The organism is Orrella marina, from assembly GCF_003058465.1.
Taxonomy (GTDB): Bacteria; Pseudomonadota; Gammaproteobacteria; order Burkholderiales; family Burkholderiaceae_B; genus Algicoccus; species Algicoccus marinus.
Map to the genome: position 1 here is coordinate 3,066,889 of NZ_CP028901.1, position 14,857 is coordinate 3,081,745.

Genomic DNA, 14,857 nt, shown 5'->3' on the forward strand with positions numbered 1-14,857 from the left:
GTCGCAGAACCGAGAACCCGGCAGGAGCCGTGTCAAGTTGCCCTGGAATTCTTCCAGCGGGCTCGACTGCGCCACAAAAGCACCACAATGATCGAAGCCGGGACCACCAATAGTGCATAACCGGATCCATAACTGTGCAAGGTCGATGCGGCAGCACCAAAAATCGGCGGCCCGAACAACACTCCCATGAAGGTGAAGCCAAGGGCTCCGCCAGTGGCCATCCCGGCCATCCCATGCGGCGCCTGTCTCGCCACCTCCGCAAGAAACACACCGTTCCAGCCAATCGCAGTTGATCCAATCGTGATCAACACAAGATAAAGCACCCAGTGCGGGGTCGCGGATGTAAATAGTGCGAGTCCGATGGCGGAAACTCCCAGCAAGGCTGCAACCAGGATCAGCATGATGCCGGATCCCAGCCAGTTGTCTGCAACCCATCCCCACAGAATTCGTCCCCCGACTCCAGCGGCTTGTGCAACGGTCAGAGCCACACCCGCGGCCACCAGACTCCAGCCAAGATCTTCGTAGAGAAATGTCACCATGTAGGTGGTAACCGACAACTGGGTAACCGAGAACATGAAGGAGACGGCTGCAAGTATCCGCAAACTCTTCGTCTTGAGTACCAGTTTGATTGGAGCTACGAAACTGTTCACAAGTGAAGGTCGAATCGTCGGATCTCGATCGTCATCCAGAACAGGTCGCAACGGCCCAACCAGTACGACAAGCAGCAGACACATGGCGCAGACAATCATGAATGCCGCCTGCCATCCAACCAGCACCTCGAATGAAGGCACCAGCATGCCCGCCATCATGCCACCAACCGGCACACCCGTCTGCTTGATTGAGAACACCAGGGACATACGCTCAGGCGGCGTGGTCTTGATAAGAAGATGCGAGCTTGCGGGGGTAACAGGACCATATCCCAAACCGATCAGCACGGCACCCAACGCCATAGAAACGGGGTGGGCGACAGCGCATAACGCCAACCCTGTCGCTGAAAAACACATCCCGATCTGACTGACGCGCAATGCTCCCCAGCGCCTGACCAGAGACCCACCCAGAATGCTCGAAGTCATTGCCGCGACATAGACAAACGCGACATAAACCCCGACGTATGCCGGGGACAAATTGATGGCCTGACCAACGACTGGCGCCACCACCGGAAGCGTAATGAGCGCCATGGCGACTAGCGCCTGAATTGCCAATGTTGCGGAGAGAATGATCCAGGGTCTGGTCGGTGTCGTCACTTTCTATCTGTTCAATCAGTCATGCTACAAGGCGCCATATGAATGCAAACCGGACAGAAACATATTCACGCCAAGAAACGCGAATCCAGTGATCAACAGACCTACAAGCGACCAGTAAGCAGCCAACGTTCCACGAAGCCCCTTCATTAGTCGCAGATGCAGCCAGGCGGCATAGTTCAGCCAGACGATCAAGGCCCAGGTTTCCTTGGGGTCCCATTGCCAGTACGCACCCCAGGCGTCGGCAGCCCACAACGCGCCCAGGATTGTTGCCACGGTGAAAAACGCAAAACCGATGGCAATTGCCCGATACATGATATCGTCAAGAATCTCTAGTGCGGGCAGCTTTCTGGAAATGGGTCCCCGGAAGGTCAAAATTGCGCCCACCAGAACAACGCCAATTCCGAAATAAATCATCCAGGTCGCAGAAAGCCCTTCGGTGCGAAACACCATGGGCTCGACTGCCAGCAATACCCCAAGGACGAAAAGAGGCAGAAGCTTGCGCCAGGATTTCGTTTCTCCGTTTTCCTTGACCAGATAAGCGAATCCGACCATAGCAGCGAGAGAAAAGGTGCCATATCCAATGAAATTGGCGGGCACGTGCAGCTTCATCCACCAACTCTTGAGTGCGGGCACAAGTGGCTGAATTTCATAGGCGTCCCGGGTAAATGAATACCAAAGCAGAAAGACAACCGTGCTCGTAACCACCAGCATGACAAAACCACCGAGCGTGCGCGTAGCGTATCGTCGCTCGTAGTACAGGTAGAACAGGGTCGTGATGAGGGCAAATAGTACAAACACCTCATACAGGTTGCTCACTGGAATGTGGCCCAGATCAGGCCCCATCAGGTGACCTTCACGCCAGCGCACTAGCAGCCCTGTTGTTCCTGCGTACACTGCTCCCCAGGAAAGTGCCGTTCCAAGCCATGCCGCGGTCTGACTGACAAAGCCTAGCCAGTAACAGACAGTCGCCAGCACGAACAGCATACACATCCAGAGAATGGCCGACTGAGACGAAAACAAGTATTGCAGCAAGAACGCCTGGTCCGCCCTCGCAATATCGCCCTGATATAACCAGATAGCGAACAACGCAGACAGGCCACTGGCCACCAGCAACGTCCGAAGCGGACGCCAGAGCCATCCTAGCCATACTAGTGAAGGTACAGTTCCCACGAGAATCAGTTTCTCGTAGATATCCATTGACTGGCTGAGGGCGACAAGCGCGTACGCAGCTCCCGCACTGAGCAACAGAAAGAACACCATGTCCGTCCAGTCCGGACGACCCCGCATCTGGCGGCTGTCACCCGACTCGACAAGTTCTTTCCAGACGTGCTCGTTTGTGGCTGCAATTGTCTGAGCCATCATCCACTCTCCTTCTGATCAAGCATTCCGATCGTCTGCTTGAATCGTTCAAACTCTCGATTGAAATCCAGCGTACGCTTTTGTGAGGTCATCGCAGCCAGAACCTCGGTCTTCGTACCGGTATCATCCCGGCGCAACCAGATCCAGATGCGTCGATCCCTCACATAAAACATCGCAAACACACCAATAGTTAACAACAGGCAGCCAAGATAAACCGTCAGCATGCCTGGCGTCCTGCTGACCTGAAATACGCTTGCCTGCAAGTGATCAAACGAAGTCATTGTTACCAGAACCGGAGCTGGATAAAACTGCAGATCCGACAGGGCAGCGACGGCCATCTGATTCCATTGCTGATTACCTGGATCCGCAGCGTCAAGCACAGGCAGGTTCTCCTGTTCACGCACAACGTTCCTCAGTGTCGCAATGGAGGAGCCTAGTAAGCGCACAATGACCTGCGCAGCCCGGGGCAACTCCTCTTCAGACACATTTTTCTCGAGAAACTGTGATAACCCTTGCAATCCCCCCACAGAGAATGTGTCTAGGGCGCGCCTTGCTGATAGCTGTAGCGCTTCCTGGTCAGTCAGGTCAGATGTGTTTGAAAGCGCAAAACGCCTCGCAGCCTCCTCACGCATCTCAGGATTCGCGAGTGCAGCCCGCAATTTCATGAACTCACCCGCTGAATTGTCTTGATCCACCGGTATTCGCAAGTAGCTGAACTGTCCACCGCCTTGATCAACTCCAGCGAGAATGACAAAGGCACCATCAAGCTCGACTGGCAACATGTAATTGTGATAATTCGTCGCCTGACCGCTGGAATCGATGATACGAAACTCTACGCTTGGTCCCACATTGCGCAGATTCTCGTTACGTCGGGATGCGGCACTTCCAGTCACCGCCGCCACGTGTTCCGCTAACTGCCTGGGCTGCGGCTCACCACTGGTAAGATCCTCGACATTGATGGGACGTAGCCCTGTAATCTCGAGACGGACATTGCCTGAGCTTCCTACCGGGAAATCGATGCTCTCGCCTACCCGTTTGGCCAGATCAAAGGGTCCGCTCTGGGTTCCACTCAACGGGTAGAGAGCAAGATCCACATTGCTGCCACCATCATCAAAACTCGATTGATAAACCGTCACACCCTTGTAGCGCAAAGGCTCATTGACCTCGATCGTCTGATCGAAAGTTTCGCCGGTTTCTGAATCTCTGACAGTCACCTCACTGGCGAACCGACTCGGCATGCCTGTGGAGTAATAGTCGATAATGAACTTGTTAAGTGTCAGTTCAAAAGGCAGGGGTTGCACCAGCGCACCCTCACCCACGTTGACAACCGCATTGGCGCGCGTCGCACCTTCCGGAATCAGAAGATTCGCCCGAAAACTTGGGTTCGAGAGCGCCAGTCGGCCCTCCGGGGGCACGTCGGCGATCAGCATGTTCTCTACGATTGGCGTCTTACCCAATAGCCACACCTGCGCCCGTACTGGTAACTCGCTATCGAGCAGTCCACCGATACAAATGATGACAATCGACGCGTGCGCAAAGATATAACCAAGGCGGTTGCCTGAGCCTTTTTTGGCCGCAATCATCACGCCACCAGGCTCTTCACGAGTCTTGAAACGATAGCCTTGACTCTGGAGCCACTTCTTCACAGCCGAATCACACGACGTAAGGCTACGCTCCGTGATCAAATCAACGCGGTGTCTAAACGCCCGAAGTGAAGACCCGCGCACCTGTTCACGAAACGAGCGCATTTCTCGAATCATCTTGGGCGTGTTGCGGATCAGGCAGATTGTGGTCGAGATCACGAGAAATGTCATGATGACCAGGAACCAGCCGCTGTTGTAGATCGACCAGACAGAAAATTTGGAAAGCACATCAAACCAGAACGGGCCAAACTGGTCGATGTAGGTGTTCTCCGACATATTCTGCGGCAACACAGTACCAATGATGCTGGCAACGCAAATGATGACGAGCAGGTAGATCGCAAATCGCATTGACCCGAGCAGCTCGAATAGCGATGCCGCCGTGACCTTACGTCTGGATCTCTGGCGAGGGGTAGTTACAGTCGATGTCACTAGGAAGTGCCTCTAAATCTACAGCACCCACATAAAAGTATGGGGCACCAAGTGCCCCATATCAGACTGGGCCTTGTCCCCAATAGTTCCTGGGCGCCCCAACCAGACCAGAGTGCGCAGAGTCTGTCTGGCTCAGAATGCGTGTTCCTGTCAGTTAACGCAGACCAGCTGCATAATCAGAAACAGCTTTGATATCCGCATCCGTCATGCGATCAGCAATCTGAATCATCATCTCACTGTTTGCGCGGTGACCGGCGCGAAAGAGCTTGAGTTGCTCTTCAATATACGATGCAAACTGACCACTGAGACGTGGATACTGAGCAGGGATACCAGCACCATTGGCCAGGTGACATGCAGCACAGGCAGGCACATTCTTATCCGGGATACCACCACGCCAGATTTTCTGCCCACGTGCCATCAGATCTTCGTGTCCGGCCGTTGCTGGCTCGGTCAGTGGCTGCTCAGCCAGATACAGCGCCACGTTGCGCATGTCCGCCTCAGTCAGTGGCGTTGCAAGAGCCGTCATAACTGATGGAGCACCATCCAAACCACGACGAGGTGCCGCGTCCTGACCCTCTTTGGGCCTGAACTCGACAAGCTGCTTGTAAATATACTCATGTGGTTGCGCGGCCAGATTGGGGTTGGCTGGCAACGCGCTGTTTCCGGCTTCGCCGTGACAGGTTACACAGGCAACAATTCCTCTGGCAGGATCACCTTGCTGGTACAACAGGGCACCCGCCTTCACATCAGGCTTGACCGGACCCTGCGGAACGTCGGCAGCATGGACTGCGGATACTCCGAGCAAAAGACCACTGGTCAGTGCTACGCCCGATACCTTTGCCACCCAAGACATCACTTGCTTCATATTTAGGACCTCGACAGAATTCGGCACTCTTACCAAACCCCGGGATTATACAATAGGGAAACAACTGTACTGGAAGAAACAACTTGTCCATCTTACATCGCGCTACTTTCGTGACTTCTGCAGCCCGGCTGGATCAGCTTCCCGAGCCTGGTGCGCCGGAGGTTTGTTTCGTAGGAAGGTCCAATGCGGGCAAGTCAACGGCAATCAACCTGCTCACCAATCAACGCCGACTGGCGTATTCGAGCAAGACACCTGGTCGCACCCGACTGATCAACATGTTTGGTCTTCCGGACCCACTCAACCCTGGAGATTACTACGGCTACCTGGTCGACCTCCCTGGCTACGGCTACGCTTCTGTCGCCAAACACGCCAAAGAAGAGTGGGCTGACGTTCTCGGAGACTACCTGAGAATCCGACCCTCACTCGCCGGTATTGTCATCATGATCGATATCCGGCGCGGGGTGACTGACCTTGATCTGCGACTGACTCGCTGGATTGCCCCGACCGGCAAGGGGGTGCTGGCTTTGCTGACCAAAGCCGACAAGTTACCCTATGGTCAGCGTATGAACGCCGTATTTGCAGTCAAGAAACAGTTGGCAGACATTGGCCAGCTTGCGGCCATTCCTTTCTCGGCACCTGCCCGCATTGGAATTGAAGAGGCCACTCACCATATCGAAAACTGGATTTCACCTAAGGCCGTCCCATGATCACTCCCCATTTTCCGTTCGCAGACTTCCCGACCCATCGTGCACGCCGACTGCGCAGAGATGACTTCACTCGTCGACTCGTTCGCGAGCACTCGCTCACTGTCAACGACCTGATTTATCCAGTTTTCATTGTGGAAGGTAGCGGCATGATCACGCCCGTCCCATCCATGCCAGGTGTCAATCGTTATTCGATTGACGAACTGATGTCAGTAGCGGAAGACTGTGTAAAGCTCGGCATTCCCGTCATGGCGCTGTTTCCGGTTATCGCACCCGAACTGAAAGACTTGCAAGGTTCGGAAGCCACAAACCCGCAAGGGCTTGTCCCCCGCGCGGTGCGTGCCCTCAAGGAGCGGTTCCCCGATCTGGGCGTACTGACTGACGTCGCACTTGATCCTTACACCAGCCATGGCCAGGACGGCGTGATTGATGACGAAGGCTATGTTATCAACGACGTCACCCTGGATATCCTGGTTCAACAGGCTCTGGTGCAAGCTGAAGCGGGCGTTGACATTCTTGCACCGAGCGACATGATGGACGGACGAGTCGGTGCAATTCGCCAGACGCTGGAAACCAATCAATACATCCACACACGGATCATGGCCTATGCAGCAAAGTTCGCCAGCGCTTTTTACGGTCCTTTCAGAGACGCGGTTGGATCTGCCAGTAACCTTGGAAAATCCAGTAAAGTGACGTATCAGATGGATCCTGGAAACATCGACGAAGCATTGCGCGAGGTGGCAGCGGATCTGCGCGAAGGGGCCGATATGGTCATGGTCAAGCCAGGCATGCCTTATCTGGATGTCATTCGCCGGGTCAAGGATGCATTCAGGGTTCCGACCTTTGCATATCAGGTAAGTGGCGAATACGCGATGCTCAAAGCAGCTGCTGGCAACGGTTGGCTCGACCACGACAAGGTCATGATGGAGTCGCTTCTCGGCTTCAAGCGAGCTGGTGCTGATGGAATCCTGACGTACTTTGCACCGGATGCGGCGCGCATTCTGAACGGATCCCGCTGATCGCGGGAATCGCACCCACCAGTCCGGTTAACCGGACTGGGCTGGACGCTGCTTGAGACGCCAGCCCATGTACATACCCAGAAATGGCATCATCATTGCACCCGATGCAATCACCCAGATGATGCCAATGTGATCGACAATCAAGGCCCCCAGCGCCACGCCGATTGCCTGACCGGAAAAGAGAAAGGAGGCAAACAAGGAAACGGCCGTTGCCCTGAACTCGGGAACCATCTGGGTTGCATTTGTCTGCAAAACAGCGTGTACAAGGTAATACGAGAACCCGCAGGCGATACTGGCCACCACACCAATCGACCAGTGGAATCCGAGGGTGTAGAGCAGATAGCCAGAACCCATCGCCCATCCACCAATCCAGACCATACGTGCTTCGCCAAGTTTTGCGACCAGCCACCTTGCGCGCGCAACGTAGATCAATGACCCCAACCCGAACAGACTAGTGATCAGTCCGGCCATGGTCGAGGACACGCCGTGTCGGAGCTGAAGATATGAAGGAACAAACGACATCACGCCAAAAACGAGTGCACCCTCGAGGAGAACCACGACTAAAATCACTCTTGCCCAAGGCGTCTTCAAGACCTGCATGATCGGCCCGATAACCTGAAGACGGTTATTGTTTGTACTGACACTCTCCGGTACCTTTGAAAGTTGGCTCAGGAGCAACAATCCGATGACGGTATAAACAAGAGCAAGAAACCAGAAGCTCGCACGCCAACCTAGCGTGTCGGTAAATAATCCACCGAGCACCAGGCCGGAGGTCATGCCAAGAATGGTGCCTGTCATGAACTGTGCAAGCGTTGCCTGACGCTGATCGTAGGGCACATGGTCTCCAATCCACGCCATAGACAACGGAACAATCGCTGCCGCAGTCGCACCCGACATGATTCTACCGAGCAGAAGCACATCAAAATTTCCAGCTAAAGCGACCAGGACATTTCCAAGGGCACACGCCAGTGTTGCCCACGCCAGGGTACGAAACTTACCAAACCGGTCACCCATCGGTCCATAGAAGAACTGTAGAACGCCGTAAGCTAGCGCAAAGACCTTGACAACGTCTGCAGCCTCTCCGGTGGACACCGAGTACTCTTGAGCCAGTTGTGGCAAAGCAGGGTCCAGTACTCTGAAAGCACTGGTACTGGAGAACGCTGCAAGCGCCAGTAAAAGTATGATACGGCTTGTCTGCTGAGGATTGGCAGTATGGGTTGTCATGATTGACTTCTAAGTTGGGTCTGACTCATGTACTGCCTGAGCTTGAGTCCAAACCATATTCCTAGCAAAGGCAGTGCCACTACTGAAACCCAGAGCAATGCACGCAGACCAAACGCATCAACGAGCATCGAACCGAGCACAATACCAACTGCCTGTCCGACAAACATGAAACAGGCAAACATAGAAACGGCAGTCGCCCTTGCATGCTCGACCATCTGGGTTGCCCGTGCCTGCAGAACAGCATGCAAAAAATAGTATCCTAGTCCACAAAGAGCACCCGCAAGCAGCGCCCACTGCCAGGTTGGGCCAAACAAATAGATTATGTAACTAACCGCGAGGACAGCACCGCCGGTCATCGCCATCCTGAACTCACCTAGTGATCCGATGAGCCACTTCGCACTGGCAACGTATGTCAATGCACCCGCAGCAAACAGGCTGGTAACGACACCCGCCCTGGTCGGTGAAATGTCATAGGTGTACTGTAAATACGCTGGGACATAGGCCACCGACCCAAATACAAGCGCTCCTTCAAACATCACTGCTGTCAGGATCACCCACGCCCATTTCGTCCGAAACACCTCTGCCAGCGGCTGAAAGAAGTCAATCTTCGCAAAGGCAGAAGGCACCTCATCGACGTGCTTACGCTGACTGTACAGAAGCGCACCTACAACAAGATACAGACCGACCAGAAACAAAGCCGCTCCCCTCCACCCCGTAACATCAGCAAAGAAGCCGCCGATCCAAAGCCCGGACGTGATTCCGATAATGTTCCCTAAAATGAATCGCGAGAGTGTTGCCTGGCGTTGTTCGTAAGGAACGTGATCCCCGATCCATGCGAGCGCCAACGGTATGATCGCCGCACCGGTCGCGCCCGACAGGAAGCGCCCAAACAGTACCATCTCGAATGTCGGCGCCAGTGCGACAACCAGGCTTCCAGCAGCACTTGCCACAGTCGCGAGGGTAAGGACTCGAAACTTTCCAAAACGATCGCCTAGCGGCCCGTAGAAGAACTGCGCGATCCCGTACGCCAGCGCAAACCACATGACTCCGTCACCAGCTCGTCCTGTGGTGACATTGAACTCTTCAGCAAGTTGAGGTATCGCCGGGTCCAGCACGCGAAACGCCGACGTGCTGGCAAACGCAGCAATCGCCAGAATCACGACCACACGAGAGGTTGGATTCATCTCTGTGTGCTATCAAGAACCTGATCGAGTGTTTCTGCGAACTTCCGTGCATCCTGAAAACCGATCACACGGATGTCTTCACGGTATTGCCCGCCTGGCTCAAAGAACATAATGCCCGGAGGGCCAAAGAGTTTGAAGCGACGCAGCAAAGCGCGATCTTCCGAATCATTCGCTGTCACATCTGCTTTAAGCAATGTGAACTGCTGCATTTTCTGTGCCACTTCGGGTGACGAGAATGTAAAGGCTTCCATTTCTTTGCACGATACGCACCAGTCAGCGTAAAAATCCAGCATGACAGGTCTGGTTGAATTTCTAACGATGCGGTCGAGTTCCTGAACAGATCGAACCGGCTCAAACACAACCGCTGGGACAGGGCCTGGCGAATAGATGGAACTCTCCCCTGACGCAGTCAGTTTTTCGAACGGGCGGATCATCGATGTAGAGCCGCTCGCCAAGCCAATCAGCCAGATCAGTCCGATGATTGCGAGAACCACCCCGAAAGTCTTTCGGAGAGCGGCTCCGTAAAACGCCCTTTCCTCTCCAGAACCTGCCGACATACGCAATGGCTCAAATGTACCGAGCAGAACAGAGGAAAAGATGACAAGGACAGACCAGCCAAAAAGAACGACTCCCGATGACATGACCGAACTGACCATCCACCAAGCAGTTGCCAGCAACAGTACCCCAAAGAACCCTTTCACACCAGACATCCATGGACCGGCTTTCGGCAAGAGACTGCCGGCCGATGCACCAACAATCAACAGAGGTACGCCCATTCCCCATGCCATTGAGAACAGCGCACCACCACCCAGGATCACATCACCTGTCTGAGATATGTATAGGAGCGCCCCAGCCAGCGGAGCAGCTACGCATGGACCGACGATCAGGGCAGAGAGTGCACCCATTGCGGCAGATGTCGTCAAATGCCCACCTGGCAGCCGCGACGACAAACTGGTCAATCTGGTTTGAAGTGACGACGGCATTTCAATCGTGATCACATCAAACATGGCAAGAGCCAGCACAAAAAGCAGTAATGCGAATAACGTGAGCACCCACGGAGTCTGCAGCCATGCAGCAAGCCCGGCACCCGTCATACCGGCAAGCACACCCAGAGCCGTGTAGACGATCGACATTCCGGCAACGTATGCAGCGGCCAGCGCTAGACCTCTCAAACGCGTCACCCTGACTGACTGACCAACGATGACAGCCGACAGGATGGGAATCATCGGGAGGACGCAAGGTGTGAATGCCAGAAGCAGACCAAGGGCAAAAAACAGGGCAAGTAGTGCAAGTCGGCTCTGACTGCCCAGAGCATCTGCTATCTGCGTGTCACTTCCCGTGGAGAGCAACGCTGACCAACTAGCCGTATTCGAGGCTCCAAGCCCATCCGGAGTTGACCCAACAAACTGGGTTGAAGACGGCTCAATGCTACCTACTCGGGTGTTAACTCCAAACGGTTGCTCGAAATCGACTAACGCCTGCTGACGCAATAGACGAAATCCGTCTCCATCAGGCTCAAGTTCGATTGCAGAGGTCATCGGTGGATAGCACAAACCTGCGTCTGCACAGCCCTGACTGATGATGTTCACAATAAATGGAGCGCTATCCTTTTCAGATGGCCAGCGTGGCAGATCAAGCGTGAACTCGAACATGTCATAGTAAAGCGCCATGTCCTGATCGAATGTTGGATCATATTTCACGACTCCTGGTGGCAACTCAGGCATGACAGGGTTCCAGTCAGAATATTCACTCGGAATTTCCAGCCTGTCCCTGTACATGTAGTAGCCGTCAGCGATTTGAAACGAAACAGCTACGACGTTCGGGCTGACCTGTCGGGCCTGCATGGCGAAAGCACGATCCGGTGGTAAAAAATCCTGTGCTTGCGCAAGCGCGGTGAGAGCCAGGAAAAACAACCCCGCTACCCAGTGACCCCACCGGGACGGAATCACAGCATCAAGATTTGGTAGTCGCATTAATCCACTCAAGATAAGGCCCATAGCCTGCGATAACTGGCAGGACGATCACTTCAGGAACGTCGTACGGGTGAAGTTCAACAATGCGCGCAACCGCCTGATCGAGTACCCGCTCGGATGTTTTGATGGTCATTGGAAGCTCTTGTTCCCCTTGCACGTCACCATCCCATGCGAACATTGAAAGAGATGGCTGTCCGATATGCACACAAGAGGCAAGCCCTTCTTCGATAAGCAAATGGGAAATCCGTTTGGCAAGGATTAGATCTGGTGCTGTTGAAAGAATCACAACAGCAGCAAATTCTGATGCAGTCACCTGTGTCATAACACTCTCCTCCGAGCGGGCATTGTAGCCAGAGAGCCTATGCCGTACGTAAAAACCCGTAGAAGCACCTTATGAAAAATATTCTACTGACCTCTCCCACTCAGAAAACGTACCTTGAACGCGTTCATGACGTTCCTTAAAAGTAAAGAAGCGGCCATAGGCCGCTTCTTTACTTACACCGTTAGGTACTCTCTCATCACCTGTTTAGCAGGCTCTACTCCGAGAGACTTACTCGTCTGATGCCTTATCCGAAGATCCTTGGTCATCCACGTCTGGACGATCAACCAACTCCATGAATGCCATCGGCGCGTTATCACCTTGACGGAATCCCATCTTCAGGATCCTGGTGTAACCACCGTTACGTGCGGCATACCGAGGACCGATTTCTGCGAAAAGTTTAACGACAGCATCGCGATCGCGAAGTCGGGCAAAGGCAAGTCGCTTGTTTGCTAGCGTCGGCTCTTTACCGAGCGTGATCAGCGGCTCAACGACGCGACGCAGCTCTTTCGCCTTCGGCAGTGTGGTTTTGATCGCCTCGTGGGTGATCAGCGAAACAGCCATGTTACGAAACATCGCAAGGCGGTGGCTGCTAGTTCTATTCAGTTTACGGAGACCGTTACCGTGACGCATCTTAATTTCCTTTGAATCTAGATAATTGCCTCTTCTATCGGGAATCCCGCGGGGCAATTAAGGGTTAAAAGCCAACCAGATCAATAATCTGGCGGGCTGAACTTTAAACGATTATGGACGATCAAGTCCAACTGGCGGCCAGTTCTCAAGTTTCATTCCGAGAGTCAATCCACGCGCAGCAAGAACTTCCTTGATTTCATTCAAAGACTTTCTACCGAGATTCGGCGTCTTGAGCAATTCGTTCTCGGTCCGCTGAATGAGATCACCGATGTAGTAGATGTTCTCAGCCTTCAGGCAGTTCGCCGAGCGTACAGTCAACTCGAGATCATCAACCGGACGCAACAGAACCGGATCGATTTGCGGTGTACCACGCGGCTGAGCCTCAAACGACTCACCTGCACCTTCCAGAGCAGCAAATACAGAGATCTGGTCCATCAGAATACGGGCCGATTGTCTGACTGCTTCCTCAGGTGAGATAACACCATTTGTCTCAACATTCAGAACCAGCTTGTCAAGGTCGGTACGCTGCTCAACACGAGCGTTCTCGACGGTGTAGCTGACGCGACGAATCGGGCTGAAGGACGCATCCAGAACAATACGTCCAATCGTCTGGCTACGATCTTCGGTCAGCGCTCTCACGTTTCCAGGAACGTAACCACGACCTTTTTCCACCTTGATCTGCATCTCGAGGCGACCAGCCTCCGTCAGATGAGCGACAACGTGATGCGGGTTGATGATCTCGACATCATGAGGGAGATCAATGTCTGAAGCGTAGACTGGACCTTCACCCTGCTTACGAAGAACCAGAGTAACCTCGTCACGACCAAGCAACTTGAACACGACGCCCTTGAGGTTCAGCAAAATGTCGACCACATCCTCAGAAACGCCTGGAATGGTGGAGTATTCGTGAACAACACCCGTGATCTGTACTTCTGTCGGAGCGTACCCTGTCATTGAAGAAAGGAGGATACGACGAAGCGCGTTTCCAAGCGTATGGCCATAGCCGCGCTCGAAAGGCTCCATGATCACTTTGGCATGATGGCTGCCAACCGATTCGACTTCAATCGAACGGGGCTTCAAAAATCCCTGTGTGGACATTCAACGATTCCTTTTTCAATACCCTCGGCTCGTTACACCGATAAGGCTGATGGAAACCGGGGATCCGGCAAAAATGCGAAAACGGACGCGCCAACCTTTGGCACGCCCCTTTTGCGATTAACGTGAATACAATTCGACGATCATTGACTCGTTCACGTCACGTGCAACGTCTGCACGGTCAGGGACCTGTTTGAAGGTTCCTGCCAGCTTACTCGTATCAACCTCAACCCACTGCGGCAGGCCGATGCCTGTTGCGAGGTCAAGCGCTTCCTTGATGCGACCTTGCGCTTTTGCTTTCTCACGGACTGCGACAACATCGCCGGCCTTGATGAGCATCGACGGGATGTCTGCGGTAACGCCGTTGACTTCAATTGCACGGTGAGCAACCAGTTGCCGTGCTTCTGCACGGGTTGAACCAAAACCCATGCGGTAAACAACGTTGTCGAGACGCGATTCAAGCAATTGAATCAAGGTCTCACCCGTGTTGCCACGGCGACGATCAGCTTCCGCAAAATACTTGCGGAACTGCTTCTCAAGTACGCCGTACATACGCTTAAGCTTCTGCTTCTCGCGCAACTGGAGACCATAATCCGAAGTACGGGAACCGGACGTACGTCCGTGTTGGCCGGGCTTCGAATCCAGTTTGCACTTGGAATCCAGAGAGCGACGAGCGCTCTTCAGAAAAAGATCGGTACCCTCGCGACGCGAGAGTTTGCATTTCGGTCCTGTGTAACGTGCCATGTGATTAATCCTCAGATACGACGACGCTTGGGCGGACGGCATCCGTTGTGCGGCACGGGCGTAATGTCAGCAATGCTGCTGATCTTGATTCCCAGTGCGTTCAAGGCACGAACAGAAGACTCGCGACCTGGCCCGGGGCCTTTGATGCGAACTTCGAGCGTCTTGATACCGTACTCAATCGCGACACGACCGGCGGATTCTGCAGCAACCTGTGCAGCAAACGGCGTCGACTTACGCGATCCCTTGAAACCAGCACCACCGGAAGTAGCCCATGACAACGCATTGCCCTGGCGATCGGTGATAGTGATGATAGTGTTGTTAAAAGAAGCATGTACGTGGGCAATGCCGTCCGATACATTCTTCTTAACTTTTTTGCGCACCCGAGATGCGCCAGAGTTGGCTTTTGCCATCTTGCAATCCCC

At 53.9% G+C, this 14,857-nt stretch carries 14 protein-coding genes; 2 read left to right on the forward strand and 12 right to left on the reverse strand.

Features of this window, described 5'->3' with window-relative positions; all coding sequences use genetic code 11:
• Positions 1-32 precede the first annotated feature (32 nt).
• From DBV39_RS13980 to DBV39_RS13995, 4 genes are all read right to left on the reverse strand, one after another.
• On the reverse strand, positions 33-1,244 hold the full coding sequence (locus tag DBV39_RS13980) for an MFS transporter (RefSeq protein WP_227870640.1): 1,212 nt from the start codon (positions 1,242-1,244) through the stop codon (positions 33-35).
• Positions 1,245-1,268: 24 nt separating this feature from the next.
• Complete coding sequence (ccsB, locus tag DBV39_RS13985; protein ID WP_108623294.1) at positions 1,269-2,603, reverse strand: c-type cytochrome biogenesis protein CcsB; 1,335 nt, start codon at positions 2,601-2,603, stop codon at positions 1,269-1,271.
• Positions 2,603-4,675: a cytochrome c biogenesis protein ResB gene (locus DBV39_RS13990; RefSeq protein ID WP_407669205.1), complete on the reverse strand. Its 2,073-nt coding sequence runs from the start codon at positions 4,673-4,675 to the stop codon at positions 2,603-2,605. Before DBV39_RS13990 ends, ccsB begins: the two co-directional genes overlap by 1 nt.
• A gap of 154 nt (positions 4,676-4,829) precedes the next feature.
• Positions 4,830-5,528, reverse strand: a complete 699-nt coding sequence (locus tag DBV39_RS13995; protein ID WP_407669206.1) for a c-type cytochrome — start codon at positions 5,526-5,528, stop codon at positions 4,830-4,832.
• Between the two features lie 95 nt (positions 5,529-5,623).
• On the opposite strand from DBV39_RS13995, the gene yihA reads away from it, so the two are divergent.
• Positions 5,624-6,247 carry a ribosome biogenesis GTP-binding protein YihA/YsxC gene (yihA, locus tag DBV39_RS14000; RefSeq protein WP_108622058.1) on the forward strand — a complete coding sequence of 208 codons (624 nt, stop codon included), beginning with the start codon at positions 5,624-5,626 and terminating at the stop codon, positions 6,245-6,247.
• Positions 6,244-7,263, forward strand: a complete 1,020-nt coding sequence (gene hemB, locus DBV39_RS14005; RefSeq protein ID WP_108622059.1) for a porphobilinogen synthase — start codon at positions 6,244-6,246, stop codon at positions 7,261-7,263. The genes yihA and hemB overlap by 4 nt, the downstream gene beginning before the upstream one ends.
• Positions 7,264-7,290: 27 nt before the next feature.
• Here the strand turns inward: hemB and DBV39_RS14010 are convergent, their stop codons facing one another.
• The 8 genes from DBV39_RS14010 to rpsK all read right to left on the reverse strand — a co-directional run bounded on the left by DBV39_RS14010 (position 7,291) and on the right by rpsK (position 14,845).
• Positions 7,291-8,487, reverse strand: a complete 1,197-nt coding sequence (locus DBV39_RS14010) for an MFS transporter (protein WP_108622060.1) — start codon at positions 8,485-8,487, stop codon at positions 7,291-7,293.
• The gene (locus DBV39_RS14015; protein ID WP_108622061.1) at positions 8,484-9,671 is read right to left on the reverse strand and encodes an MFS transporter; all 1,188 of its coding nucleotides are present in this window, start codon (positions 9,669-9,671) and stop codon (positions 8,484-8,486) included. The genes DBV39_RS14010 and DBV39_RS14015 overlap by 4 nt, the downstream gene beginning before the upstream one ends.
• Positions 9,668-11,644: a protein-disulfide reductase DsbD gene (gene dsbD, locus DBV39_RS14020; RefSeq protein WP_108622062.1), complete on the reverse strand. Its 1,977-nt coding sequence runs from the start codon at positions 11,642-11,644 to the stop codon at positions 9,668-9,670. Before dsbD ends, DBV39_RS14015 begins: the two co-directional genes overlap by 4 nt.
• Positions 11,625-11,966 (reverse strand): divalent-cation tolerance protein CutA, encoded by a 342-nt coding sequence (cutA, locus tag DBV39_RS14025; RefSeq protein WP_108622063.1) that lies wholly within the window; start codon positions 11,964-11,966, stop codon positions 11,625-11,627. The genes dsbD and cutA overlap by 20 nt, the downstream gene beginning before the upstream one ends.
• Before the next feature lie 228 nt (positions 11,967-12,194).
• Positions 12,195-12,596, reverse strand: coding sequence for a 50S ribosomal protein L17 (gene rplQ / locus DBV39_RS14030; RefSeq protein ID WP_108622064.1), 402 nt, complete (start codon positions 12,594-12,596; stop codon positions 12,195-12,197).
• A gap of 111 nt (positions 12,597-12,707) precedes the next feature.
• Complete coding sequence (locus DBV39_RS14035) at positions 12,708-13,694, reverse strand: DNA-directed RNA polymerase subunit alpha (RefSeq protein WP_108622065.1); 987 nt, start codon at positions 13,692-13,694, stop codon at positions 12,708-12,710.
• Positions 13,695-13,811: 117 nt separating this feature from the next.
• Positions 13,812-14,435 (reverse strand): 30S ribosomal protein S4, encoded by a 624-nt coding sequence (gene rpsD / locus DBV39_RS14040; RefSeq protein ID WP_108622066.1) that lies wholly within the window; start codon positions 14,433-14,435, stop codon positions 13,812-13,814.
• 11 nt (positions 14,436-14,446) lie between these two features.
• Positions 14,447-14,845, reverse strand: a complete 399-nt coding sequence (gene rpsK, locus DBV39_RS14045) for a 30S ribosomal protein S11 (protein ID WP_108622067.1) — start codon at positions 14,843-14,845, stop codon at positions 14,447-14,449.
• Positions 14,846-14,857: the final 12 nt, after the last annotated feature.

What these genes read in the sequence shown, in the direction of transcription:
- ccsB (WP_108623294.1), bottom strand. Translation starts at nt 2,603, where the DNA reads ATGGCTCAGACAATTGCAGCCACAAACGAGCACGTCTGGAAAGAACTT.
- DBV39_RS13995 (WP_407669206.1), bottom strand. Translation starts at nt 5,528, where the DNA reads ATGTCTTGGGTGGCAAAGGTATCGGGCGTAGCACTGACCAGTGGTCTT.
- hemB (WP_108622059.1), top strand. Translation starts at nt 6,244, where the DNA reads ATGATCACTCCCCATTTTCCGTTCGCAGACTTCCCGACCCATCGTGCA.
- DBV39_RS14010 (WP_108622060.1), bottom strand. Translation starts at nt 8,487, where the DNA reads ATGACAACCCATACTGCCAATCCTCAGCAGACAAGCCGTATCATACTT.
- DBV39_RS14015 (WP_108622061.1), bottom strand. Translation starts at nt 9,671, where the DNA reads ATGAATCCAACCTCTCGTGTGGTCGTGATTCTGGCGATTGCTGCGTTT.
- dsbD (WP_108622062.1), bottom strand. Translation starts at nt 11,644, where the DNA reads ATGCGACTACCAAATCTTGATGCTGTGATTCCGTCCCGGTGGGGTCAC.
- cutA (WP_108622063.1), bottom strand. Translation starts at nt 11,966, where the DNA reads ATGACACAGGTGACTGCATCAGAATTTGCTGCTGTTGTGATTCTTTCA.
- rplQ (WP_108622064.1), bottom strand. Translation starts at nt 12,596, where the DNA reads ATGCGTCACGGTAACGGTCTCCGTAAACTGAATAGAACTAGCAGCCAC.
- DBV39_RS14035 (WP_108622065.1), bottom strand. Translation starts at nt 13,694, where the DNA reads ATGTCCACACAGGGATTTTTGAAGCCCCGTTCGATTGAAGTCGAATCG.
- rpsD (WP_108622066.1), bottom strand. Translation starts at nt 14,435, where the DNA reads ATGGCACGTTACACAGGACCGAAATGCAAACTCTCGCGTCGCGAGGGT.
- rpsK (WP_108622067.1), bottom strand. Translation starts at nt 14,845, where the DNA reads ATGGCAAAAGCCAACTCTGGCGCATCTCGGGTGCGCAAAAAAGTTAAG.